General features: G+C 60.4%; 18 protein-coding genes and 1 riboswitch. Of the genes, 12 read left to right on the top strand and 6 right to left on the bottom strand.

Annotation, left to right across the window (positions count from 1 at the left end; all coding sequences use genetic code 11):
- The first annotated feature begins 36 nt into the window (after positions 1-36).
- The 8 genes from yegD to yegQ all read left to right on the top strand — a co-directional run bounded on the left by yegD (position 37) and on the right by yegQ (position 14125).
- Complete coding sequence (yegD, locus tag ACOTXT_RS16630) at positions 37-1389, top strand: molecular chaperone (RefSeq protein WP_063452608.1); 1353 nt, start codon at positions 37-39, stop codon at positions 1387-1389.
- A gap of 268 nt (positions 1390-1657) precedes the next feature.
- The gene (locus tag ACOTXT_RS16625) at positions 1658-2860 is read left to right on the top strand and encodes an MdtA/MuxA family multidrug efflux RND transporter periplasmic adaptor subunit (RefSeq protein WP_021241465.1); all 1203 of its coding nucleotides are present in this window, start codon (positions 1658-1660) and stop codon (positions 2858-2860) included.
- Positions 2860-5982 carry an MdtB/MuxB family multidrug efflux RND transporter permease subunit gene (locus ACOTXT_RS16620; RefSeq protein ID WP_333165955.1) on the top strand — a complete coding sequence of 1041 codons (3123 nt, stop codon included), beginning with the start codon at positions 2860-2862 and terminating at the stop codon, positions 5980-5982. The genes ACOTXT_RS16625 and ACOTXT_RS16620 overlap by 1 nt, the downstream gene beginning before the upstream one ends.
- Positions 5983-9060, top strand: a complete 3078-nt coding sequence (mdtC, locus tag ACOTXT_RS16615) for a multidrug efflux RND transporter permease subunit MdtC (RefSeq protein WP_333165952.1) — start codon at positions 5983-5985, stop codon at positions 9058-9060.
- On the top strand, positions 9061-10476 hold the full coding sequence (locus tag ACOTXT_RS16610) for an MFS transporter (protein ID WP_023293840.1): 1416 nt from the start codon (positions 9061-9063) through the stop codon (positions 10474-10476).
- The gene (gene baeS / locus ACOTXT_RS16605) at positions 10473-11876 is read left to right on the top strand and encodes a two-component system sensor histidine kinase BaeS (protein ID WP_421625366.1); all 1404 of its coding nucleotides are present in this window, start codon (positions 10473-10475) and stop codon (positions 11874-11876) included. Before ACOTXT_RS16610 ends, baeS begins: the two co-directional genes overlap by 4 nt.
- On the top strand, positions 11873-12595 hold the full coding sequence (gene baeR, locus ACOTXT_RS16600; protein ID WP_008500865.1) for a two-component system response regulator BaeR: 723 nt from the start codon (positions 11873-11875) through the stop codon (positions 12593-12595). Before baeS ends, baeR begins: the two co-directional genes overlap by 4 nt.
- Before the next feature lie 168 nt (positions 12596-12763).
- Entirely contained in the window at positions 12764-14125 is a 1362-nt protein-coding gene (gene yegQ / locus ACOTXT_RS16595) for a tRNA 5-hydroxyuridine modification protein YegQ (RefSeq protein WP_008500866.1), read from the top strand.
- A gap of 161 nt (positions 14126-14286) precedes the next feature.
- On the opposite strand, the gene ACOTXT_RS16590 is transcribed toward yegQ, so the two are convergent.
- Complete coding sequence (locus ACOTXT_RS16590; RefSeq protein WP_045337231.1) at positions 14287-14787, bottom strand: DUF523 domain-containing protein; 501 nt, start codon at positions 14785-14787, stop codon at positions 14287-14289.
- 141 nt (positions 14788-14928) lie between these two features.
- Between ACOTXT_RS16590 and yegS the strand changes: the two genes are divergently transcribed.
- Entirely contained in the window at positions 14929-15828 is a 900-nt protein-coding gene (gene yegS / locus ACOTXT_RS16585; protein WP_021241471.1) for a lipid kinase YegS, read from the top strand.
- A gap of 53 nt (positions 15829-15881) precedes the next feature.
- Here the strand turns inward: yegS and fbaB are convergent, their stop codons facing one another.
- Complete coding sequence (gene fbaB, locus ACOTXT_RS16580) at positions 15882-16934, bottom strand: class I fructose-bisphosphate aldolase (protein WP_008500869.1); 1053 nt, start codon at positions 16932-16934, stop codon at positions 15882-15884.
- Positions 16935-17184: 250 nt separating this feature from the next.
- Between fbaB and ACOTXT_RS16575 the strand changes: the two genes are divergently transcribed.
- From ACOTXT_RS16575 to ACOTXT_RS16565, 3 genes are read left to right on the top strand one after another with little or no spacing between them, the layout of a single operon-like run.
- A complete protein-coding gene (locus ACOTXT_RS16575; protein ID WP_044597925.1) occupies positions 17185-18462 on the top strand; it encodes a nucleoside permease in 1278 nt (425 codons plus the stop codon).
- On the top strand, positions 18459-19463 hold the full coding sequence (locus ACOTXT_RS16570) for an ADP-ribosylglycohydrolase family protein (protein ID WP_045337230.1): 1005 nt from the start codon (positions 18459-18461) through the stop codon (positions 19461-19463). Before ACOTXT_RS16575 ends, ACOTXT_RS16570 begins: the two co-directional genes overlap by 4 nt.
- Positions 19460-20413, top strand: coding sequence for a PfkB family carbohydrate kinase (locus tag ACOTXT_RS16565; RefSeq protein WP_333165948.1), 954 nt, complete (start codon positions 19460-19462; stop codon positions 20411-20413). The genes ACOTXT_RS16570 and ACOTXT_RS16565 overlap by 4 nt, the downstream gene beginning before the upstream one ends.
- Here ACOTXT_RS16565 and ACOTXT_RS16560 read toward each other — a convergent pair.
- From ACOTXT_RS16560 to ACOTXT_RS16545, 4 genes are all read right to left on the bottom strand, one after another.
- On the bottom strand, positions 20387-21133 hold the full coding sequence (locus ACOTXT_RS16560) for a GntR family transcriptional regulator (protein WP_008500873.1): 747 nt from the start codon (positions 21131-21133) through the stop codon (positions 20387-20389). The two genes, ACOTXT_RS16565 and ACOTXT_RS16560, sit on opposite strands and share 27 nt — an antisense overlap.
- A 42-nt stretch (positions 21134-21175) precedes the next feature.
- A complete protein-coding gene (thiD, locus tag ACOTXT_RS16555) occupies positions 21176-21976 on the bottom strand; it encodes a bifunctional hydroxymethylpyrimidine kinase/phosphomethylpyrimidine kinase (protein ID WP_333165945.1) in 801 nt (266 codons plus the stop codon).
- Positions 21973-22743, bottom strand: a complete 771-nt coding sequence (thiM, locus tag ACOTXT_RS16550; RefSeq protein ID WP_021241475.1) for a hydroxyethylthiazole kinase — start codon at positions 22741-22743, stop codon at positions 21973-21975. Before thiM ends, thiD begins: the two co-directional genes overlap by 4 nt.
- A gap of 35 nt (positions 22744-22778) precedes the next feature.
- Positions 22779-22875: riboswitch (TPP riboswitch) on the bottom strand.
- 15 nt (positions 22876-22890) lie between these two features.
- On the bottom strand, positions 22891-23124 hold a 234-nt coding region (locus ACOTXT_RS16545; protein WP_421625365.1), incomplete at its 5' end, for a hypothetical protein.

Below are 23124 nucleotides of genomic sequence, written 5' to 3'. Positions count from 1 at the left end.
AAGTCTCGCCCCTTCTCACCGGCATGGGGATTCATCGTGTTTATTGGATTTGACTACGGTACGGCAAACTGCTCGGTTGCGATTATGCAAGACGGGCAGCCACGGCTCCTGAAGATGGAAAAAGAGAGCACGCTGCTGCCGTCTATGCTCTGCGCACCGACGCGTGAAGCGGTGAGCGAGTGGCTGTTTCGCCACCATCAGGTTCCGGCCACGGCGGCGGAGACCCAGGCGCTGCTGCGCCGGGCGGTCAGCTTTAACCGCGAGGAGGACATCGACGTTACGCCCTCCAGCGTGCAGTTCGGCCTCGCCTCGCTCGGGCACTACATTGAAGACCCCGAAGAGGTCTATTTCGTTAAGTCGCCAAAATCCTTCCTCGGCGCCAGCGGCCTGAAGCCACAGCAGGTCGCGCTGTTCGAAGACCTGGTGTGCGCGATGATGCTGCATATTCGCCAGCAGGCGCAGACGCAGGTCTCCGATGCGATTACCCAGGCGGTGATTGGCCGCCCGATCAACTTCCAGGGGCTGGGCGGCGACGAGGCCAACCAGCAGGCGCAGGGGATCCTGGAGCGCGCGGCGCACCGCGCCGGCTTCCGCGACGTGGTATTCCAGTATGAGCCGGTTGCCGCAGGGCTGGACTTCGAAGCCACGCTGACGGAAGAGAAGCGCGTGCTGGTCGTGGACATCGGCGGGGGCACGACGGACTGCTCGCTGCTGCTGATGGGGCCGCAGTGGCATCACCGTCGCGATCGTGAAAACAGCCTGCTCGGGCACAGCGGCTGCCGCGTGGGCGGTAACGATCTGGATATCGCCCTGGCCTTCAAGAGCCTGATGCCGCTGCTCGGCATGGGGGGGCAAACCGAAAAAGGCATCGCCCTGCCGATCCTGCCGTGGTGGAACGCGATAGCCATCAACGACGTGCCTGCGCAGAGTGATTTTTACAGCACCGCCAACGGCCGCTTCCTTAACGATCTGGTGCGCGATGCCCAGGACGGCGAAAAGGTGGCCCTGCTCTATAAAGTGTGGCGTCAGCGTCTGAGCTACCGCGTGGTGCGTACGGCGGAAGAGAGCAAAATCGCCCTGTCCGACCGCGCTGAACATGCTGTCTCCCTGCCGTTTATCAGTGACGAACTGGCCACTGCCATTTCGCAGGACGGGCTGGAGACGGCGCTCGCACAGCCGCTGCAGCGCATTCTGGAACAGGTGCAGCTCGCGCTGGAGAACGGCAAAGAGAAGCCGGACGTTATCTACCTGACTGGCGGTAGCGCCCGTTCACCGCTGATTAAGAAAGCGCTGGCCGAACAGCTGCCGGGCATTCCAGTTGCGGGTGGCGATGACTTTGGCTCCGTTACCGCCGGTCTGGCGCGCTGGGCGCAGGTGATGTTTAGCTAGTGCGGTTGTGCCGGGTGGCGGCTTCGCCTTACCCGGCCTACAAAATGTGTGTTGTTGTAGTGCGGTCTGGTGCCCTCTCCCACAAAACACCAAAAACGGCAACATCCGTTGCCGTTCGCATTTACCTTGTAGGCCGGGTAAGCGAAGCGTCACCCGGCAACACTCAGACAATTCCCGACAGTCTTCCATATTTCCTCCATTTTTCCGCTGTGTTGCCTGACTAAACTAGTATCATTCCCCGAAGTATTCAGGATGAGAACGTATAACGATGAAAGGCAGTAACAAATCCCGCTGGGCAATCGCCGCTGGCATCATTGTGGTGGCCCTTGCCGCCGCCTGGTACTGGCACAGTCAATCCGCGAACTCCGCCGCACCGGCCGGCGCCACCAGCCAGACCCAGCGCCCAACGGGTGGAGGTCGTCACGGCATGCGCGGTGGCGCGCTGGCGCCGGTTCAGGCGGCGACGGCGGTGAATAGAGCCGTTCCTCGCTATCTCACCGGTCTCGGGACCATTACCGCTGCCAACACCGCCACGGTGCGCAGCCGCGTCGACGGCCAGCTCATCGCGATCCACTTCCAGGAAGGTCAGCAGGTCAAAGCGGGCGATCTGCTGGCGGAAATCGACCCGAGCCAGTTTAAGGTCGCCCTTGCCCAGGCGCAGGGACAGCTCGCGAAAGACAACGCGACCCTCGCCAACGCCCGGCGCGATTTAGCCCGCTACCAGCAGCTGGTGAAAACAAACCTGGTGTCCCGTCAGGAGCTGGATACCCAGCAGTCGCTGGTCAGTGAAACGCAGGGCACGATCAAAGCGGACGAAGCCGCGGTGGCCAGCGCCCAGCTGCAGCTGGACTGGAGCCGCATCACCGCGCCGATTGACGGACGCGTCGGCCTGAAGCAGGTCGATATCGGCAACCAAATCTCCAGCGGCGACACCACGGGCATCGTGGTGATCACCCAGACCCACCCGATTGATTTAGTCTTTACCCTGCCGGAAAGCGATATCGCGACCGTCATGCAGGCGCAAAAAGCCGGTAAAGGCCTGGTGGTGGAAGCCTGGGACCGTACCAACAAGCAGAAGCTGAGTGAAGGGTCCCTGCTCAGTCTGGATAACCAGATCGACACCACCACCGGCACCATCAAGCTGAAGGCGCGCTTTAACAACCAGGACGATGCCCTCTTCCCGAACCAGTTCGTCAATGCGCGCATGCTGGTGGCGACCGAAGAAAACGCGGTGGTGATCCCCACCGCTGCGCTGCAGATGGGTAACGAAGGTAACTTTGTCTGGGTGCTTAACAGCGACAATAAGGTCAGCAAGCACCTGGTGAAAACCGGTATCCAGGACAGCCAGACGGTGGTCATCAGCGCCGGGCTTTCCGCAGGCGACCGCGTGGTCACCGACGGCATTGATCGTCTGACCGAAGGCGCCAAAGTGGAAGTGGTGGAACCGGCGAAACAGGGAGCGACCTCCTGATGCAGGTGCTGCCGCCAGGCTCCACAGGTGGGCCGTCACGCCTGTTTATCCTCCGTCCTGTCGCCACCACGCTGCTGATGGTGGCGCTCCTGCTCGCCGGGATTATCGGCTATCGCTTTCTGCCCGTCTCGGCGCTGCCCGAGGTGGATTACCCCACTATTCAGGTGGTGACGCTCTATCCCGGCGCCAGCCCGGATGTCGTGACGTCCGCCATCACCGCCCCGCTGGAGCGCCAGTTCGGCCAGATGTCGGGGCTAAAACAGATGTCCTCCCAGAGTTCCGGCGGGGCGTCCGTCGTGACGCTGCAGTTCCAGCTGACGCTGTCGCTGGACGTCGCCGAGCAGGAGGTGCAGGCCGCCATCAACGCCGCCACCAACCTGCTGCCTTCAGACCTGCCTAACCCGCCGGTCTACAGCAAGGTGAACCCGGCGGATCCGCCGATCATGACGCTGGCCGTCACCTCCTCCGCCATGCCGATGACCCAGGTCGAAGACATGGTCGAAACGCGCGTGGCGCAGAAAATTTCTCAGGTATCCGGCGTCGGCCTCGTCACCCTGGCGGGCGGACAGCGCCCGGCGGTGCGCGTCAAGCTTAACGCGCAGGCCATCGCCGCACTGGGGCTCACCAGCGAAACCATCCGCAGCGCCATCAGCAATGCCAACGTCAACTCGGCGAAGGGCTCGCTGGACGGCCCAACCCGCGCCGTCACGCTCTCGGCGAACGACCAGATGCAGTCCGCCGACGAATATCGTCAGCTGATTATCGCCTACCAGAACGGCGCGCCGGTGCGTCTGGGCGACGTGGCGACCGTAGAACAAGGCGCGGAAAACAGCTGGCTGGGAGCCTGGGCCAACAAGCAGCAGGCGATCGTGATGAACGTGCAGCGCCAGCCGGGTGCCAACATCATCGAAACCGCCGACAGCATCCGTACCATGCTGCCGCAGCTGATCGAAAGCCTGCCGAAATCGGTCAGCGTGAAGGTGCTTTCCGACCGTACCACCAACATTCGCGCGTCGGTCACCGACACCCAGTTTGAGCTGATGCTGGCGATTGCGCTGGTGGTGATGATCATTTACCTGTTCCTGCGCAACGTTCCGGCGACCATTATTCCCGCCGTCGCCGTACCGCTCTCGCTGGTCGGCACCTTTGCGGTGATGGTGTTCCTCGATTTTTCGATTAACAACCTGACGCTGATGGCGCTCACCATCGCCACCGGGTTCGTGGTGGATGATGCCATCGTCGTCATCGAGAACATCTCGCGCTATATCGAGAAAGGTGAGAAACCGCTGGCCGCCGCGCTGAAAGGCGCAGGTGAAATCGGCTTTACCATTATCTCGCTGACCTTCTCGCTGATTGCGGTGCTGATCCCGCTGCTGTTTATGGGCGATATCGTCGGGCGTCTGTTCCGCGAGTTTGCCGTGACGCTGGCGGTCGCCATTCTGATCTCCGCCGTGGTGTCGCTGACCCTGACGCCGATGATGTGCGCCCGCATGCTGAGCCACGCGTCGCTGCGCAAGCAAAACCGCTTCTCGCGCGCCTCCGAGCGCATGTTCGAGCGCATTATTGCCGCCTACGGTCGCGTGCTGGCGAAAGTCCTCAACCACCCGTGGGCCACGCTCGGCGTGGCGCTGGGAACCCTGGCGCTCAGCGTGATGCTGTGGATTTTCATTCCGAAAGGCTTCTTCCCGATCCAGGACAACGGCATTATTCAGGGCACGCTTCAGGCCCCACAGTCGGTCTCTTTTGCCAATATGGCGCAGCGCCAGCAGCAGGTATCTGACATCATCATGAAGGATCCGGCGGTAGAGAGCCTGACCGCTTACGTCGGCGTGGACGGCACCAACCCGTCGCTCAACAGCGCGCGTCTGCAGATCAACCTTAAGCCGCTCGATGAGCGCGACGATCGCGTCAACGCCGTCATTGAGCGGCTGCAAAGCGCCGTCGCCCGCGTGCCGGGCGTTGAGCTGTACCTGCAGCCGATTCAGGATTTGACCATCGATACCCAGGTCAGCCGCACGCAGTACCAGTTCACGCTGCAGGCCACCTCGCTGGACGCGCTCAGCACCTGGGTGCCGCAGCTGGTGGATAAACTCAAAACCCTGCCGCAGCTCGCCGACGTCAGCAGCGACTGGCAGGACAAAGGGCTGGCGGCGTATGTGAACGTCAACCGCGACGCTGCCAGCCGTCTGGGCATCACCATGGCGGACGTGGATAACGCCCTGTACAACGCCTTCGGTCAGCGTCTGATCTCCACCATCTACACCCAGGCGAACCAGTATCGCGTGGTGCTGGAGCACAACACCGACAACACGCCCGGCCTGGCGGGGCTGGACTCGGTGCGCCTGACCAGCAAAGACGGCGGCATTGTGCCGCTGAGCGCGATTGCCACGGTGGAAGAACGCTATACCCCGCTGTCGATTAACCATCTGGATCAGTTCCCGTCCACCACCATCTCCTTTAACGTGCCGGACAATTACTCTCTGGGTGAAGCGGTGGAGGCCATTCAGGCGGCGGAAAAAGCGGTAAGCTTCCCGGCTGATATTCAGACCCAGTTCCAGGGCAGCACCCTGGCGTTCCAGGCCGCGCTGGGCAACACCATCTGGCTGATCGTGGCGGCGGTCGTGGCGATGTACATCGTGCTCGGCGTGCTGTACGAAAGCTTTATCCACCCGATCACCATCCTCTCTACCCTGCCGACGGCGGGCGTGGGGGCACTGCTGGCATTAATGCTGGCGGGCAGCGAGCTGGACGTGATTGCCATCATCGGTATCATCCTGCTCATCGGGATCGTGAAGAAAAACGCCATCATGATGATCGACTTCGCCCTGGCCGCCGAGCGCGAGCAGGGCATGTCGCCGCGCGATGCGATTTTCCAGGCCTGCCTGCTGCGTTTTCGCCCCATCCTGATGACCACGCTGGCCGCCCTGCTGGGCGCGCTGCCGCTGATGCTCAGCACGGGCGTCGGCGCGGAGCTGCGCCGTCCGCTGGGTATCGGCATGGTCGGCGGTCTGCTGGTGAGCCAGGTGCTGACGCTGTTCACCACGCCGGTGATCTACCTGCTGTTTGACCGCCTGGCGCTATGGACCAAAAGCCGCTTCCCGAAGCGTGAAGAGGAGGCATAAGTGAAGTTTTTCGCCCTCTTCATTTATCGCCCGGTGGCGACGATTTTAATCTCGCTCGCCATTACCCTCTGCGGCGTGCTGGGCTTCCGGCTGCTGCCGGTGGCCCCCCTGCCGCAGGTGGACTTCCCGGTGATCATGGTCAGCGCCTCGCTGCCGGGCGCCTCGCCGGAAACCATGGCCTCGTCCGTTGCCACGCCGCTGGAGCGCTCGCTCGGGCGGATTGCGGGGGTCAACGAGATGACCTCCAGCAGCTCGCTGGGCAGCACGCGCATTATTCTGGAATTCAGCTTCGACCGGGATATCAACGGCGCGGCGCGCGACGTGCAGGCGGCCATCAACGCCGCACAGAGCCTGCTGCCGAGCGGGATGCCGAGCCGTCCGACCTACCGCAAGGCCAATCCGTCCGACGCGCCGATCATGATCCTGACGCTGACCTCGGATACGTACTCGCAGGGGCAGCTGTACGACTTTGCGTCCACCCAGCTGGCGCAGACCATCTCTCAAATTAACGGCGTCGGGGACGTGAGCGTCGGCGGGAGTTCCCTGCCCGCCGTGCGCGTGGGGTTAAACCCGCAGGCGCTGTTTAGCCAGGGCGTGTCGCTGGATGACGTGCGCTCCGCCATCAGCAACGCCAACGTGCGTAAACCGCAGGGGGCGATTGAGGACAACAGCCACCGCTGGCAGATCCACACCAACGACGAGCTGAAAACCGCGGCGGAATATCAGCCGCTCATTATTCACTACAACAACGGCGCGGCGGTGCGCTTAAGCGACGTGGCCAGCGTCACCGACTCGGTGCAGGACGTACGCAACGCCGGGATGACCAACGCCAAGCCGGCGATTCTGCTGATGATCCGCAAGCTGCCGGAAGCGAACATTATCGAGACAGTGAACAGCATTCGCGCCCGTCTCCCGGACCTGCAGGAGACCATCCCGGCAGCAATCGATCTGCAAATTGCTCAGGATCGCTCCCCGACGATTCGCGCCTCGCTGGAAGAGGTGGAGCAAACGCTGGTGATCTCCGTCGCGCTGGTGATCCTGGTGGTCTTCCTGTTCCTGCGATCCGGCCGCGCGACGCTGATCCCGGCGGTGGCCGTGCCGGTCTCGCTGATCGGCACCTTTGCCGCCATGTACCTGTGCGGGTTTAGCCTCAACAACCTGTCGCTGATGGCCCTGACGATTGCCACCGGCTTCGTGGTGGATGACGCCATCGTGGTGCTGGAAAACATTTCCCGCCATCTGGAAGCGGGCGTGAAACCGCTGCAGGCCGCGCTGCAGGGCACGCGCGAGGTGGGCTTTACGGTACTCTCCATGAGCCTGTCGCTGGTGGCGGTCTTTCTGCCGCTGCTGCTGATGGGCGGGCTACCGGGCAGGCTGCTGCGCGAGTTTGCCGTCACGCTGTCGGTTGCCATTGGCATTTCGCTGGTCATCTCCTTAACGCTGACGCCGATGATGTGCGGCTGGATGCTCAAGCGCAGCAAGCCGCACTCGCAGCCGCGCCGCAAAGGCTTTGGCCGCGTGCTGATGGCGATGCAGGAAGGCTACGGCAAATCGCTGAAGTGGGTGCTGAACCACACAAGGCTGGTCGGCCTGGTGCTGATCGGCACCATCGTGCTCAACGTGTGGCTGTATATTACCATCCCGAAAACTTTCTTCCCGGAGCAGGATACCGGCGTGCTGATGGGCGGCATTCAGGCGGACCAGAGCATTTCCTTCCAGGCGATGCGCGGCAAGCTGCAGGACTTTATGAAGATCATTCGGGAAGACAAAGCCGTGGATAACGTCACTGGCTTTACCGGCGGGTCGCGCGTCAACAGCGGGATGATGTTTATTACCCTCAAACCGCGCGGCGAGCGCAACGAAACCGCCCAGCAGGTGATTGACCGCCTGCGGGTGAAGCTCGCCAAAGAGCCCGGAGCCAACCTGTTTTTGATGGCCGTTCAGGATATCCGCGTCGGCGGGCGACAGGCGAACGCCAGCTATCAGTACACGTTACTCTCGGATGATTTAGCCGCCCTGCGCGAGTGGGAGCCGAAGATCCGCAAGGCGCTGGCCGCCCTGCCCCAACTGGCGGACGTGAACTCCGATCAGCAGGACAACGGCGCCGAGATGGCCCTGACCTATGACCGCGAAACCATGTCGCGGCTGGGCATTAACGTTGAAGCCGCCAACAGCCTGCTGAACAACGCCTTCGGCCAGCGCGAGATCTCCACCATCTACCAGCCGATGAACCAGTACAAGGTGGTGATGGAGGTTGACCCGCGCTACACCCAGGACATCAGCGCCCTGGACAAAATGTTTGTCATCAACAACGACGGCAAGGCGATTCCGCTCTCGTACTTTGCCAGCTGGCAGCCTGCCAACGCGCCGCTGTCGGTGAACCATCAGGGGCTGTCGGCGGCGTCGACCATCTCCTTTAACCTGCCCGCCGGTTCGTCACTTTCCGAGGCCAGCGACGCGATCAACCGCGCGATGACCCAGCTTGGCGTGCCGTCCACCGTGCGCGGCAGCTTTGCCGGGACCGCGCAGGTATTCCAGGAGACGATGAACTCGCAGGTGATTTTGATTCTGGCCGCCATCGCCACGGTCTATATTGTGCTGGGCGTGCTGTATGAAAGCTACGTGCACCCGCTGACCATCCTCTCGACGCTGCCGTCAGCGGGCGTGGGGGCGCTGCTGGCGCTGGAGCTGTTCGGGGCGCCGTTCAGCCTTATCGCGCTCATCGGGATCATGCTGCTGATCGGCATCGTGAAGAAAAACGCCATCATGATGGTGGACTTCGCGCTGGACGCCCAGCGCAACGGCAACCTCTCGCCGGAAGAGGCCATCTTCCAGGCCTGCCTGCTGCGCTTTCGTCCGATCATGATGACCACCCTGGCGGCGCTGTTTGGCGCGCTGCCGCTGGTGATCTCGGGCGGCGACGGCTCAGAGCTGCGCCAGCCGCTGGGGATCACCATTGTCGGCGGCCTGGTGATGAGCCAGCTGCTGACGCTGTACACCACGCCGGTGGTCTATCTATTCTTCGACCGCCTGCGGCTGCGCTTTTCGCGTAAAAACAGAACTACGGTGACCGGATAAATGACAGAGCTTCCCAGCAACGTTCGCTGGCAATTATGGATAGTCGCCTTCGGCTTCTTTATGCAGTCGCTGGATACGACCATCGTCAACACCGCCCTCCCCTCGATGGCGAAAAGCCTCGGGGAGAGCCCGCTGCATATGCACATGGTGATTGTCTCCTACGTGCTGACGGTTGCCGTGATGCTGCCCGCCAGCGGCTGGCTGGCCGATAAGGTCGGCGTGCGGAATATCTTCTTCACCGCCATCGTGCTGTTTACCACCGGCTCGCTGTTTTGCGCGCAGGCCAACACCCTCGACCAACTGGTCATGGCGCGCGTGCTGCAGGGCGTAGGTGGGGCGATGATGGTGCCCGTCGGGCGACTAACGGTGATGAAGATTGTACCGCGCGAGCAGTACATGGCGGCGATGACCTTTGTCACCCTGCCCGGCCAGGTGGGGCCGCTGCTTGGGCCTGCGCTGGGCGGTATGCTGGTGGAGTACGCCTCCTGGCACTGGATCTTCTTAATCAATCTGCCGGTGGGCATCATCGGCGCCATCGCTACCCTGACGCTGATGCCGAACTACAAAATGCAGACCCGGCGCTTTGATTTCTTCGGCTTTATTCTGCTGGCGGCGGGCATGGCCACGCTTACCCTGGCACTCGACGGGCAAAAGGGGCTGGGGATTTCGACCCTGATGCTCGGGTTGCTGGTGGTTATCGGCATTTCCACCATTGCAGGGTATTTGTGGCATGCTCGCGGCAATGACCAGGCGCTGTTCAGCCTGAACTTGTTTAAAAACCCTACCTACCGTCTCGGGCTGTTCGGCAGCTTTGCCGGACGCGTCGGCAGCGGCATGCTGCCGTTTATGACGCCCGTGTTTCTGCAAATTGGCATGGGCTTTTCGCCATTCCACGCGGGCCTGATGATGATCCCAATGGTGCTGGGCAGCATGGGGATGAAGCGGATGGTGGTGCAGGTGGTGAACCGCTTTGGCTACCGTCACGTGCTGGTGGCCGCCACGCTGGGGCTGGCGCTGGTCAGCCTGCTGTTTATGGCCGTGGCGCTGATGGGCTGGTACTACGTCCTGCCGCTGGTGCTGTTCTGCCAGGGGATCATCAACTCCATGCGCTTCTCGTCGATGAATACCCTGACGCTGAAGGACCTGCCGGACGATCTGGCGAGCAGCGGCAACAGCCTGCTGTCGATGATTATGCAGCTCTCCATGAGCGTGGGCGTGACGATCGCGGGGTTGCTGCTCGGCATGTACGGCCAGCACCATCTCAGCGTCGACACGCCGGTGGCGCATCAGGTCTTTATGTATACCTACCTCAGCATGGCGGTCATCATCGCCCTGCCCGCGTTCATCTTCGCCCGCGTGCCGGATGATACCAGCAAGAACGTCGTGATTAGGCGCGGCAAAAGGAGTGGCTCATGAAATTCTGGCGTCCGGGAATTACCGGCAAGCTCTTTCTGGCGATTTTTGCCACCTGTATCGTTTTGCTGATCACCATGCACTGGGCGGTGCGCATCAGCTTTGAGCGCGGCTTTATTGATTACATCAAGCATGGCAATGAGCAACGTTTGCAGGGCTTAAGCGATGCGCTGAGTGAACAGTACGCCCAGCACGGCAACTGGCGTTTTCTGCGCAACAATGATCGCTTTATTTTCCAGATTCTGCGCTCGCTGGAGCACGATACCGGTGACGACCGTCCGGGCCCGGGCATGCCGCCGCACGGCTGGCGCACCCAGTTCTGGGTGATCGACCAGGACATGCGCCCCCTGGTTGGCCCGCGCGCGCCGATACCGCCGGACGGCACCCGTCGGGCGATTAAAGTGAATAACGCGACCGTCGGCTGGGTGATCGCCTCGCCGGTGGAGCGCCTGACGCGCAACACCGACATCAACTTTGACCGCCAGCAGCGCCGGACCAGCTGGCTGATTGTCGCCCTCTCCACGCTACTCGCCGCGCTCGCCACCTTCCCGCTGGCGCGCGGTCTGCTCGCCCCGGTGAAACGGCTGGTGGAGGGCACGCACAAGCTGGCCGCGGGGGATTTCACCACCCGCGTCGATACCCGCAGCCAGGACGAACTGGGCAAGCTGGTGCAGGACTTTAACCAGCTCGCCAGCACGCTTGAAAAAAACCAGCAGATGCGCCGCGACTTTATGGCCGATATCTCGCACGAGCTGCGTACGCCGCTGGCGGTGCTGCGCGGCGAACTGGAGGCCATTCAGGACGGCGTGCGCCAGTTTACGCCGGAATCGGTGGCCTCTCTGCAGGCGGAGGTGGGCACGCTCACCAAGCTGGTGGACGATCTCCACCAGCTCTCCATGTCCGACGAAGGCGCGCTGGCCTACCAGAAGGCGCCCGTAGACGTCATTAACGTGCTGGAAGTAGCGAGCGGCGCCTTCCGCGAACGCTTTGCCAGTCGCAACCTGAAAATCGACCTCTCCCTGCCGGACAGCGCGGTGGTGTTTGGCGACAAAGATCGGCTGATGCAGCTGTTCAACAACCTGCTGGAAAACAGCCTGCGCTACACCGACAGCGGCGGCGGGCTGCATATCTCCGGCAGGCAGGACAACGGGCGCTTTGCCCTCACCTTCGCGGATTCCGCCCCCGGCGTGCAGGACGCGCAGCTGGAAAAACTGTTTGAACGTTTTTACCGTACCGAAGGCTCCCGCAATCGCGCCAGCGGCGGCTCCGGCCTGGGGCTGGCGATTTGCGTTAACATCGTCGAGGCGCATAATGGCACGATCCGCGCCGCCCATTCGCCTTTTGGCGGGGTTAGCATTACAGTAGAGTTACCTCTGGAACGGGATTTATCGAGAGAAGTATGACCGAGTTACCGATTGACGAAAACACGCCGCGCATTTTGATCGTCGAAGACGAACCCAAGCTGGGACAGCTGCTGATCGACTATTTACGCGCGGCCAGCTATGCCCCGTCACTGATCGGCCACGGCGACCAGGTGCTGCCCTACGTGCGCCAGACCCCGCCGGACCTGATCCTGCTGGATTTAATGCTGCCAGGGGTAGATGGATTGACCCTGTGCCGGGAAATTCGTCGCTTCTCCGACGTACCGATCGTCATGGTCACCGCCAAAATTGAAGAGATTGACCGCCTGTTGGGGCTCGAAATCGGCGCTGACGATTATATCTGCAAACCCTACAGCCCGCGTGAAGTGGTCGCCCGCGTGAAAACCATTCTGCGCCGCTGCAGGCCGCAGCGCGAGCTTCAGGTGCTGGACGCCGAAAGTCCGCTGATTGTGGATGAAAGCCGCTTCCAGGCGAGCTGGCGCGGCAAGCTGCTGGACCTGACGCCTGCTGAGTTCCGCCTGCTGAAAACCCTCTCCCACGAGCCGGGAAAAGTCTTCTCCCGCGAACAGCTGCTGAACCATCTGTATGACGATTACCGCGTGGTGACCGACCGCACCATCGACAGCCACATCAAAAACCTGCGCCGCAAGCTGGAGGCGCTGGACGCCGAGCAGTCGTTTATCCGCGCGGTGTATGGCGTGGGGTATCGCTGGGAAGCGGATGCGTGCAGGATTGCCTAGTGAGCCGCTAGTCAATCCAGGCCGGGTAAGGCGAAACCGCCACCCGGCACAATAACTTTACCTCCCTGCCCCGCAGCGCTACAATGCCCGCCCTTAATGTGGGGGATCTCCCCTTACCGCTGCACCAGGTGCACGCGGATCTGACCTGTCATCAGAACGAGAACAAACATGTTTAAACCGGAACTCCTTTCCCCGGCGGGAACGCTGCAAAATATGCGTTACGCTTTCGCCTATGGCGCCGACGCCGTGTATGCGGGCCAGCCGCGCTACTCGTTGCGCGTGCGTAACAACGAATTCAACCACGAGAACCTGCAGCTCGGCATCAACGAGGCGCACGCTCTGGGTAAAAAATTCTACGTGGTGGTCAACATCGCGCCGCACAACGCCAAGCTGAAAACGTTCATCCGTGACCTGAAGCCGGTGGTGGATATGGGGCCGGACGCGCTGATCATGTCGGACCCGGGTTTAATCATGCTGGTTCGGGAGAACTTCCCGGAGATGGATATTCACCTCTCCGTACAGGCTAACGCCGTCAACTGGGCGACGGTGAAATTCTGGAAGCAGATGGGGCTGACCCGCGTCATCCTGTCCCGCGAGCTTTCGCTGGAAGAGATCGAAGAGATCCGCACCCAGGTGCCGGATATGGAAATCGAAATCTTCGTTCACGGCGCGCTGTGCATGGCCTACTCCGGCCGCTGCCTGCTCTCAGGCTATATCAACAAGCGCGACCCGAACCAGGGCACCTGCACCAACGCCTGCCGCTGGGAATATAACGTCCAGGAAGGCAAAGAGGACGACATCGGCAACATCGTCCACAAGCACGAGCCGATCCCGGTGACTAACGTCGAGCCAACGCTGGGCATCGGCGCGCCAACCGACAGCGTGTTTATGATTGAAGAAGCCAAACGTCCGGGCGAGTACATGACCGCCTTTGAAGACGAGCACGGCACCTACATCATGAACTCGAAAGATCTGCGCGCCATCGCCCACGTCGAGCGCCTGACCCAGATGGGCGTGCACTCCCTGAAGATTGAAGGCCGCACCAAATCCTATTACTACTGCGCGCGTACCGCACAGGTGTACCGTAAAGCCATCGACGATGCGGCTGCCGGTAAACCGTTCGATACCAGCCTGCTGGAAACGCTGGAAGGCCTGGCGCACCGCGGCTATACCGAAGGCTTCCTGCGCCGTCATACCCACGACGACTACCAGAACTACGAGCACGGCTACTCCGTTTCCGAGCGCCAGCAGTTTGTCGGTGACTTCACCGGCGAGCGCAAAGGCGCGCTGGCGGCCGTGGCGGTGAAAAACAAGTTTACCAAAGGCGACAGCCTGGAGCTGATGACCCCGCAGGGCAACATGAACTTCACGCTGGAGCATCTGGAAAACGGCAAAGGCGAAGCGATTGAGGTCGCGCCGGGCGACGGGCACACCGTCTGGCTGCCGGTTCCGGAAGAGGTGGAGCTGAAGTTCGCGCTGCTGATGCGTAACTTCAACGGTGAAAGCACCCGAAACCCACACGGCAAATAGTCAATCAGGGAAATTTTTTCGCGCTGGGATAATTCTTAGAATCGGATCACATACCGCTTCGTTCAATACGGGTATTATCCCCCCGCTGAAAAACATAACCCATAAATGCTAGCTGTACCAGGAACCACCTCCTTAGCCTGCGTAATCTCCCTTACGCGGGCTTATTTTTTGCCTTCTCTCTCCTCAACCCAGGCAATGAGTTCGTCGATTTGCTTCTCTGAGAACACGGCGATCCCATGCTCTGCGAGCAACGATGCCGCAACCCCCCTCCCCGCTTTCTGTATACCGCGAAACGATCCGTCATAAATAAACTCACTGCCGCACGTTGGGCTGCCATCGGTTAACAATGCAGCGCTACACCCCGACGCCTGAGCAGCGCGTAGCGCGAGCCAGGCTGCAAGCTGATAATGTGCGGTCACGTCCTGCCCGGTATTTTCCATAATTCTGGCTTGCCCGAGCATCACGTTTTTCCCATCAGCAGACATAATCTCTGCCGGTGGACGAGGCACAGGCAACCCGGCTGCAAGCTCTGGGCAGTGGATAACCAGACGTTGTTCCTGTTGCCAGCGAGCGAGTTGCTCGTTCATTCGCGCTTTTTCACTTCCGTTATAACGGACCCTGAAGCCCATCAGGCACGCGCTTACCAAAATTTTATTCATCATCACTTTCCTGTGATTACATTAATCTCATCGCTGAAGTGTAACGCGCTTTTGTGCCTGTTTTGTTCCTTTCATCCTGTTCTTACCCGCTTTTTCCCTCTCTGCTATACACTCTTACTAACGCTAAAAAAGGGAGCAGCGCGGATGGCAACCTATCCAGACAGTTTATTGATTCTCAACGGCAAAAGTGCAGGCAACGATCTGCTGCGTCAGGCCATTCAGGGTTTGCGTGACGACGGCGCGCGCATCCACGTAAGAGTAACATGGGAAAAAGGCGACGCGGCACGCTATATCAATGAAGCCCTCGGGCTTGGCGTTGAGACCATCATTTCCGGCGGCGGCGATGGCACCATCAATGAGATCGCGTCAGCGCTGATCGACCTGCCCCCGGCAGACCGCCCGGTGATGGGCATTTTACCGCTCGGCACCGCCAATGATTTTGCCACCAGCGCCGGGATCCCCGAGGCGTTAGAGAAAGCGCTTCAGCTGGCGATCCTCGGTAAAGCGACCGCGGTAGATATTGCGCAGGTGAATGACAAAACCTGCTTTATTAATATGGCCACCGGCGGGTTCGGCACGCGCATCACCAGCGAAACGCCGGAAAAACTCAAGGCTGCGCTGGGCGGCGTGTCGTATCTGATCCACGGTCTGATGCGCATGGATACCCTCAAGCCTGACCGCTGCGAAATTCGCGGCGAAGATTTCCAGTGGCAGGGCGACGCGCTGGTGATTGGCATCGGTAATGGTCGTCAGGCCGGCGGCGGGCAGCAGCTGTGCCCGGAGGCGCTGATCAATGACGGTCAGCTACAGCTGCGGATTTTCACGGGTGACGGCCTGCTGCCCGCGCTGTTTACCACGCTGACGCAGCCGGAAGAGAGTCCGAATATCATTGACGGGAAATCGGCGTGGTTTGAGGTAAATGCCCCTCATGGGATGACCTTTAACCTCGACGGGGAACCGCTCAGCGGGACGCAGTTCCGCATTGAGGTGTTGCCCGGCGCGCTGCAGTGTCGGTTGCCGCCAGACTGTGTGCTTTTGCGCTGATGGTATTGCCGGGTGGCGGCTACGCCTTACCCGGCCTACGCTTCGCCCTCAGGTCAGGCAATCGTGACTTTGCTGTCCAGATAAACGTCCTGTACTGCATTGATCAGCTTCACGCCGTCAGCCATCGATTTCTTAAACGCCTTACGGCCAAGGATCAGCCCCATGCCGCCCGCGCGTTTGTTGATAACCGCAGTACGCACCGCGTCTGACAGGTCAGTATCGCCGCCCGCCGCGCCGCCGGAGTTAATCAGCCCTGCGCGGCCCATGTAGCAGTTCGCCAGCTGGTAGCGCACCAGGTCGATCGGGTTATCGCTGGTCAGCTTGCTGTAAACGCGGTCATCGGTGTAACCAAAGTTCACTGCTTTATATCCGCCATTATTCTCGGCCATTTTCTGCTTCACGATATCCGCGCCGATGGTCGCCGCCAGGTGGTTCGCCTGCCCGGTCAGGTCAGCCGACACGTGATAATCCACGCCATCTTTTTTGAACGCCGAGTTGCGCAGGTACGCCCACAGCACGGTCACCATACCCAGCTCGTGCGCGCGCTCAAACGCCGCAGAGATCTCTTCAATCTGACGACGAGACTGTTCTGAGCCAAAATAGATGGTCGCCCCAACGGCAACCGCCCCCATATTGAACGCCTGCTCGACGCTGGCATAGAGCGTCTGGTCATATTCGGTGGGGTAGCTCAGGGTTTCATTGTGGTTCAGCTTCACGAGGAACGGAATGCGGTGGGCATAGCGACGCGAGACGGAGGCCAGCACGCCGTAGGTGGACGCCACGCAGTTACAGCCCGCTTCAATCGCCAGCTCAACAATGTTCTTCGGATCGAAATAGAGCGGATTCGCCGCGAAGGAGGCGCCCGCCGAGTGCTCAACGCCCTGGTCTACCGGCAGAATAGAGAGATATCCGGTGCCGCCGAGCCGCCCGGTGTTATAGAGCGTCTGCATATTTCTTAGCACGGCAGGCGGACGGTTGTTATCGACCATCACGCGGTCAACGTAGTCATGACCAGGCAGGTAAAGCTGGTCGGCTGGAATGGTCATACAACGATGCTGTAAAAGGCTGTCGGCGTCTTTGCCAAGCAACTGCGCAATATCAGTCATGTGATACTCCCGTAAGTTCGACGTCATGTCGGTGTGCGTTTATCCAGTCCCATCTTTTATGGGCAGACTAAGCCTGGTACCGACTTAACAGATTTTCCACCCTTTGCAATTTTTTTCAGCACAATCTGCTGGCTCGATTCGTGTACAACAAAACTGTTACATTGATCAAACAATCGCCACAAAGGTATTTAAAAGGTATTATTGAATGGTATGTTAAAGGCGTACCCTCTCTGACATGCAGGATTAAAAAATGAAAACGAAAGTCCAACTGTCATTCATGATGTTTGTTGAATGGTTTATCTGGGGCGCGTGGTTTGTGCCGCTGTGGCTGTGGCTGAGCAAAAGCGGTTTTACCGCCGGGGAAATCGGCTGGTCTTATGCCTGTACCGCCATTGCCGCTATCCTCTCCCCAATTCTGGTCGGCTCGCTGACGGACCGCTTCTTCGCCGCGCAGAAAGTGCTGGCGGTGCTGATGTTTGCCGGCGCGATTCTGATGTACTTCGCGGCACAGCAAACCCAGTTCAGCACCTTCTTCCCGCTGCTGCTGGTTTACTCCCTGACCTACATGCCCACCATCGCGCTGACCAACAGCATTGCCTTCGCGAACGTGGACGACGTCGAGGCCGACTTCCCGCGTATCCGCGTGATGGGCACCCTCGGCTGGATAGCCTCCGGTCTGGCGTGCGGCTTCCTGCCGCAGATGCTGGGCTATAGCGATATTTCCGATACCAATATTCCCCTGCTGATGACCGCCGCCAGCTCCGCCCTGCTCGGCGTCTTTGCCCTCTTCCTGCCGAACACACCGCCGAAGAGCACCGGCAAGCTGGACTTCAAAGTGATGCTGGGGCTGGACGCGCTGATCCTGCTGCGCGACAGAAACTTCCTCGTGTTCTTCTTCTGCTCGTTCCTGTTCGCCATGCCGCTGGCCTTCTACTACATTTTCGCCAACGGCTATCTCACTGAAGTGGGGATGAAAAACGCCACCGGCTGGATGACGCTCGGCCAGTTCTCTGAAATCTTCTTTATGCTGGCGCTGCCGTTCTTTACCAAACGCTTTGGTATTAAGAAGGTCTTGCTGCTGGGTCTGATTACCGCCGCCATCCGCTACGGGTTCTTCGTTTACGGCGGTGCGGAACAGTACTTCACCTACGCCCTGCTGTTCCTCGGCATTCTGCTGCACGGCGTGAGCTACGACTTCTACTACGTCACCGCATATATCTACGTGGATAAAAAAGCGCCGGTGCATATGCGCACCGCCGCGCAGGGCCTGATTACGCTCTGCTGTCAGGGCTTTGGTAGCCTGCTGGGTTACCGCCTGGGCGGCGTGATGATGGAAAAAATGTTCGCCTACAAAGAGCCGGTGAATGGGCTGACCTTCAACTGGGCCGGAATGTGGACATTTGGCGCAATCATGATTGCCGTGATTGCCGTGCTGTTTATGCTGTTTTTCCGCGAATCGGACAAAGAGATCGCTGCAATTGCGGTGGTTGATGGCGATGCCGCGCTGACACAAGGGGAAGTTAAATGAAACAAGAACGTATTCTCGGTGCCCTTTACGGGCAGGCGTTAGGGGATGCGATGGGCATGCCGTCGGAGCTGTGGCCGAGAAAGCGCGTCAAGGCGCACTTCGGCTGGATCGACCGCTTTTTACCCGGCCCGGCAGAAAATAACGCGGCCTGCTATTTCAGGCAGGCAGAGTTTACAGACGATACCTCAATGGCGCTGTGCCTGGCCGATGCGATCATCGAGTGCGACGGGGAGATTAACGCAGACGTTATCGGCAAGCATATCCTGAACTGGGCGCTCGATTTCGACGCGTTCAACAAGAACGTGCTTGGCCCCACTTCCAAAATCGCGCTGAATGCGATTCGTGACGGGAAGCCGGTCAGCGCGCTGGAAAACAACGGCGTGACCAACGGGGCGGCGATGCGCGCCTCCCCGCTGGGCTGTCTCCTTCCGGCGACGCGGCTGGAACACTTTGTTGAACAGGTGGCGCAGGCCTCCAGCCCGACCCATAAATCGGACCTCGCGATTGCCGGCGCGGTGGTGATGGCCTGGGCGGTTTCCCGCGCCATCGACGGCGAAAGCTGGCAGAACATCGTTGATGCCCTGCCGGGGATCGCCCGCTATGCGCAGGAGATGAAAACCACCACCTTCAGCGCGTCGCTGGCGGCACGTATTGAGCTGGCGCTTAAGACCGTACGGGAAGCCAACGGTATTGAGTCCGCCAGCGAGCAGGTTTATCAGCTGATTGGCGCGGGAACCAGCACCATTGAGTCCGTTCCGGCGGCCATTGCGATGGTGGAACTGGCAGGAACCGACCCGAACCGCTGCGCCATCTTATGCGCCAATCTGGGCGGTGATACGGACACTATTGGCGCCATGGCGACGGCCATCTGCGGCGCGCTCCACGGCGTGCAGGCGATTGATCCGGCGCTCAAAGCCGAACTCGACGCCGTCAACCAGCTCAACTTCGGCCATTATTGCGAGAAACTGCTGCGCTTCAGGGAGCAAAGGGAGGGCGTATGAAGGCATTTGCTCAACGTCTCGAAAATCTGCACGCCACGCGCCCGGTGACGGTGCTGGGCGCCGCAGTGATTGACGTCATCGCCGACGCCTACGCCCTGCCCTGGCGCGGGTGCGATATCGAACTTAAGCAGCAGGGCGTGAATATTGGCGGCTGCGCGCTGAATATCGCCATTGCCCTGAAGCGGCTCGGCATTACGGCGCAAAACGCTCTACCCGTCGGGCACGGCGTGTGGGCAGATATTATCCGCAACGCCATGGCGAAGCAGGATCTGCACAGCGCCGTGGAGGCCGATACGGGCGATAACGGCTGGTGCCTGGCGCTGGTTGAGCCTGACGGAGAACGCACCTTTATGTCCTTTAGCGGCGTGGAGAACCAGTGGCAGCAGCGCTGGCTGGATGCGCTTCACGTTCCGCAAAACAGCCTGGTTTATCTCTCCGGCTACCAGCTGGCCGCGCCGTGCGGCGAGCTGCTGACAGGCTGGCTGGAGGGATTACAGGACGTGACGGCCTTTATCGATTTCGGCCCACGCATCGCGGATGTTCCTGATGCGCTGATGGAGAGAATCATGGCCTGCAGGCCAATTGTGTCGCTCAATCGTCAGGAAGCGGAACTCGCGGCTGAAAGACTGGGCGTAGAGGCTGAAAACCTGGGTGAAGTGTGGCAGCAGCGCTTTGGCGCCGCGCTGATTGTGCGCCATGATAAAGACGGTGCTACGTGGTATGACGGCGACGCCTCTGGCGTTGTTCCGGCGTTTCCGGCGACGGTTGTGGATACCATTGGTGCAGGCGACAGCCACGCGGGCGGCACGCTGGCCGGGCTGGCTGCGGGATGGTTGCTGGCAGATGCCGTTCTGCTGGGGAATGCCGTGGCGTCATGGGTGGTCAGCCACCGCGGCGGCGATTGCGCCCCGACGCGCGAGGCACTACTCCTCGCACACAAAGACGTATAGATCACTGCGACAGTAGCTGATGCTGTACTCAATCGGCCGGTGCTGCTGGTCAAGCGCAACCTGTTTGATCACCAGCACCGGTATTTTTTCATCCATCTTAATGTGCGCCTGAAACTCGCTGTCGGGCATGCGGGCGCTTACCCTTGAGCGGGTGCGCTGCGGGAAGATATTCTGGCTGCGGAAGTAGTCGTAGAGCGAAATGCCAATCGCATCCGGATCGGGAATGAGCCCAACCGGGACCCAGGACTCTTCAATCGACACCGCATCGTCATCCACATAGCGGATGCGCTTGAGCAAAAAGACCTCGCTGTCCGGTGAGATCGACAGGTGGTTCGCCACCTCTTCCGGGCACTTCACCACCCGCTTGTTGACCCAGAGCGTATTCGGCTTCTTGCCGCGCAGCACCACCTGCTGGGAAAAACCGCGCGCCTCTTTCAGCGAATATTCGAAGATATTGTTGATTTGCGTGCCATAGCCACGGGCGCGCGTCACCACGCCCTCTTCTTCCAGCGCCTGCATCGCTTTACGCACGGTAATGCGCGACACCCCGGTCAACTGGCTCAGATCGCGCTCGCCGGGCAAAATATTCCCGTGCTCCAGCACCCCGCTGCGCACCGCGTTTTTTACCGTTTCGGCAAACTTCAGGTACAGCGGCGTGTTATCGGGCGCGGCGATCCGTTCATTCAGTTGAGCGATTAACCGGGTATGCGCTTGTTCCATCTCTGTTTTCTCAGGCGTGATGTATTCTGCCAGTATACTGGCTTACCACCATGCATGAAAATGGTGTACCGGCCCAATACCGTGACCGACTTCCAGAGTATCGGCTTTTGCCAGCGCCGCCGAGAGCCAGGCTTTTGCTTCGCTAACCGTATCGGCCCAGCTTTTATGACGTGGGCGCAGCGCCGCCAGCGCGGCCGAGAGCGTACAGCCCGTGCCGTGGGTATTTTTGGTCTGCACGCGCGGCGCGGTAAAGCGTACTTCGCCGTCGCGGGTGAAGAGCCAGTCCGGACTTTCCGGATCATCAAGATGCCCGCCCTTCATCAGCACCGCCCCGCAGCCCATCGCCAGCAGCGCATTGCCCTGCTCTTTCATTTCCCGTTCAGTTTGCGCGTGCGGCGCGCCCAGCAGCGCGGCGGCTTCCGGAAGATTGGGCGTGATGAGCGCTACCTGCGGCAGCAGCTTATTGCGCAGCGTCTCGACGGCGGAGGCGGAGAGCAGCGGATCGCCGCTTTTTGCCAGCATGACGGTATCCAGCACCACGTTTTGCACCTGATAGCGCTTAAGCCGTTCGGCCACCGCTTCCACAATGTCCGTTTCGGCCAGCATGCCGATCTTGGTGGTATCAATACGCACGTCGCTGAACACCGAATCCAGCTGCGCGGCAATAAAATCTGGCTCAATCCGGTAGACCGACTGTACGCCGCGCGTGTTTTGCGCCACTAGCGCGGTAATGACCGAGCAGCCGTACGCGCCCAGCGCCGAGAAGGTTTTCAGGTCAGCCTGGATACCCGCGCCGCCGCTGGGATCGGTGCCGGCAATGGTCAGGGCGTTAATCCGCTTCATGCCTGCTCCTCCAGCGTGTAGAGCGCGTCGAGGAACGCGCTGGCAAAACTGCCGGGGCCGCGCGAGTGCGCAACGGCCACCGTTCCGGCCCGCTTCATCCATCCGCAGGCGGCGGCGATGTTATCCAGCCGGTCACCCGGCAGCGAGCAGCTCGCCGCCACAACGGCAGAGAGCGCGCACCCGGTGCCCACCACGCGCGTCATCAGCGGGTCACCGCCGGTTACCGTTCGGGTACGTTGCCCGTCCGTGATGTAGTCCACCTCGCCGGTGACCACCACAATCGTATTGATCTGCCGGGCCAGCGCCTGGGCAGCAGGCACCGCGCTGGCGGCGGTATCGGTCGTATCGACGCCGCGCCCGCCGGCGCTCATCCCGGCAAGGGCAAGGATTTCGGAAGCATTGCCGCGAATGGCGGCCGGTTTCAGGGCAAGGATTTGATGGCAAAACCGGGTGCGGAACGCCAGGGCGCCCACGGCAACCGGGTCCAGTGTCCAGGGTTTGCCTGCCGCTACCGCACTTTCAATAGCACGACGCATCGACTGGGCGCGCAGCGCGGTCAGCGTGCCAACGTTAACCAGCAGCGCATCGGCTATCGCGGCAAACTGCTCGGCCTCTTCGGCCTCGATCACCATCGCCGGAGATGCGCCAAGCGCCAGCAAAACGTTGGCCGTAAAGGTCTGTACGACGTCATTCGTCATACAGTGGGTCAGCGGAGAACGGGTTCGGAAGTGGTGTAAAACGTGTAAATCGAGCAGGTCAGGCTGCATGGGTTCGCTCCTGCCTTGCGTGAAGAAGCGATGACCGGGAAGGCATCTGACTTCCCTACGCTGGCATTATCCAGATCAGGTAATACGGGTATTTCTCAGCCTTCACAAAGAAGGGCACCCCGAGTCAAAGCTTTATAAAACAATCAGTTACACAAAAACAAATTGTAGATACTTAGTGTAACCGGGGGTATGGATCAGGCGCAAGGATTTTCGATTTACAACTAAATTCAAGTCTGCCGCCAGAAGATAAATAGGGAAGTTGCGATTAAGTGGTCCGCAGCTCCCGATATGACGCCCCAAACCGTCCTTTATCGACGTCCTGTGGCTCAATTTTCCAATTTTCAGCCCAAAATCGTCTCTTCGTGGCTGATTTTGGCCCTG

This window comes from Enterobacter cloacae complex sp. IR5422, assembly GCF_049238165.1.
Lineage (GTDB): Bacteria > Pseudomonadota > Gammaproteobacteria > Enterobacterales > Enterobacteriaceae > Enterobacter > Enterobacter roggenkampii.
The sequence above is the reverse complement of the archived record's forward strand: the minus strand, read 5'-3'. Positions and strand labels throughout refer to the sequence as shown.

Excerpts from the sequence above, each read along its gene's own strand:
- yegQ (WP_008500866.1), top strand. The coding sequence starts at position 12,764 with ATGTTTAAACCGGAACTCCTTTCCCCGGCGGGAACGCTGCAAAATATG.
- ACOTXT_RS16610 (WP_023293840.1), top strand. The coding sequence starts at position 9,061 with ATGACAGAGCTTCCCAGCAACGTTCGCTGGCAATTATGGATAGTCGCC.
- thiM (WP_021241475.1), bottom strand. The coding sequence starts at position 22,743 with ATGCAGCCTGACCTGCTCGATTTACACGTTTTACACCACTTCCGAACC.
- ACOTXT_RS16565 (WP_333165948.1), top strand. The coding sequence starts at position 19,460 with ATGAAGGCATTTGCTCAACGTCTCGAAAATCTGCACGCCACGCGCCCG.
- yegS (WP_021241471.1), top strand. The coding sequence starts at position 14,929 with ATGGCAACCTATCCAGACAGTTTATTGATTCTCAACGGCAAAAGTGCA.
- ACOTXT_RS16570 (WP_045337230.1), top strand. The coding sequence starts at position 18,459 with ATGAAACAAGAACGTATTCTCGGTGCCCTTTACGGGCAGGCGTTAGGG.
- ACOTXT_RS16560 (WP_008500873.1), bottom strand. The coding sequence starts at position 21,133 with ATGGAACAAGCGCATACCCGGTTAATCGCTCAACTGAATGAACGGATC.
- baeS (WP_421625366.1), top strand. The coding sequence starts at position 10,473 with ATGAAATTCTGGCGTCCGGGAATTACCGGCAAGCTCTTTCTGGCGATT.
- ACOTXT_RS16625 (WP_021241465.1), top strand. The coding sequence starts at position 1,658 with ATGAAAGGCAGTAACAAATCCCGCTGGGCAATCGCCGCTGGCATCATT.
- fbaB (WP_008500869.1), bottom strand. The coding sequence starts at position 16,934 with ATGACTGATATTGCGCAGTTGCTTGGCAAAGACGCCGACAGCCTTTTA.
- ACOTXT_RS16575 (WP_044597925.1), top strand. The coding sequence starts at position 17,185 with ATGAAAACGAAAGTCCAACTGTCATTCATGATGTTTGTTGAATGGTTT.
- ACOTXT_RS16590 (WP_045337231.1), bottom strand. The coding sequence starts at position 14,787 with ATGATGAATAAAATTTTGGTAAGCGCGTGCCTGATGGGCTTCAGGGTC.
- thiD (WP_333165945.1), bottom strand. The coding sequence starts at position 21,976 with ATGAAGCGGATTAACGCCCTGACCATTGCCGGCACCGATCCCAGCGGC.
- baeR (WP_008500865.1), top strand. The coding sequence starts at position 11,873 with ATGACCGAGTTACCGATTGACGAAAACACGCCGCGCATTTTGATCGTC.
- ACOTXT_RS16620 (WP_333165955.1), top strand. The coding sequence starts at position 2,860 with ATGCAGGTGCTGCCGCCAGGCTCCACAGGTGGGCCGTCACGCCTGTTT.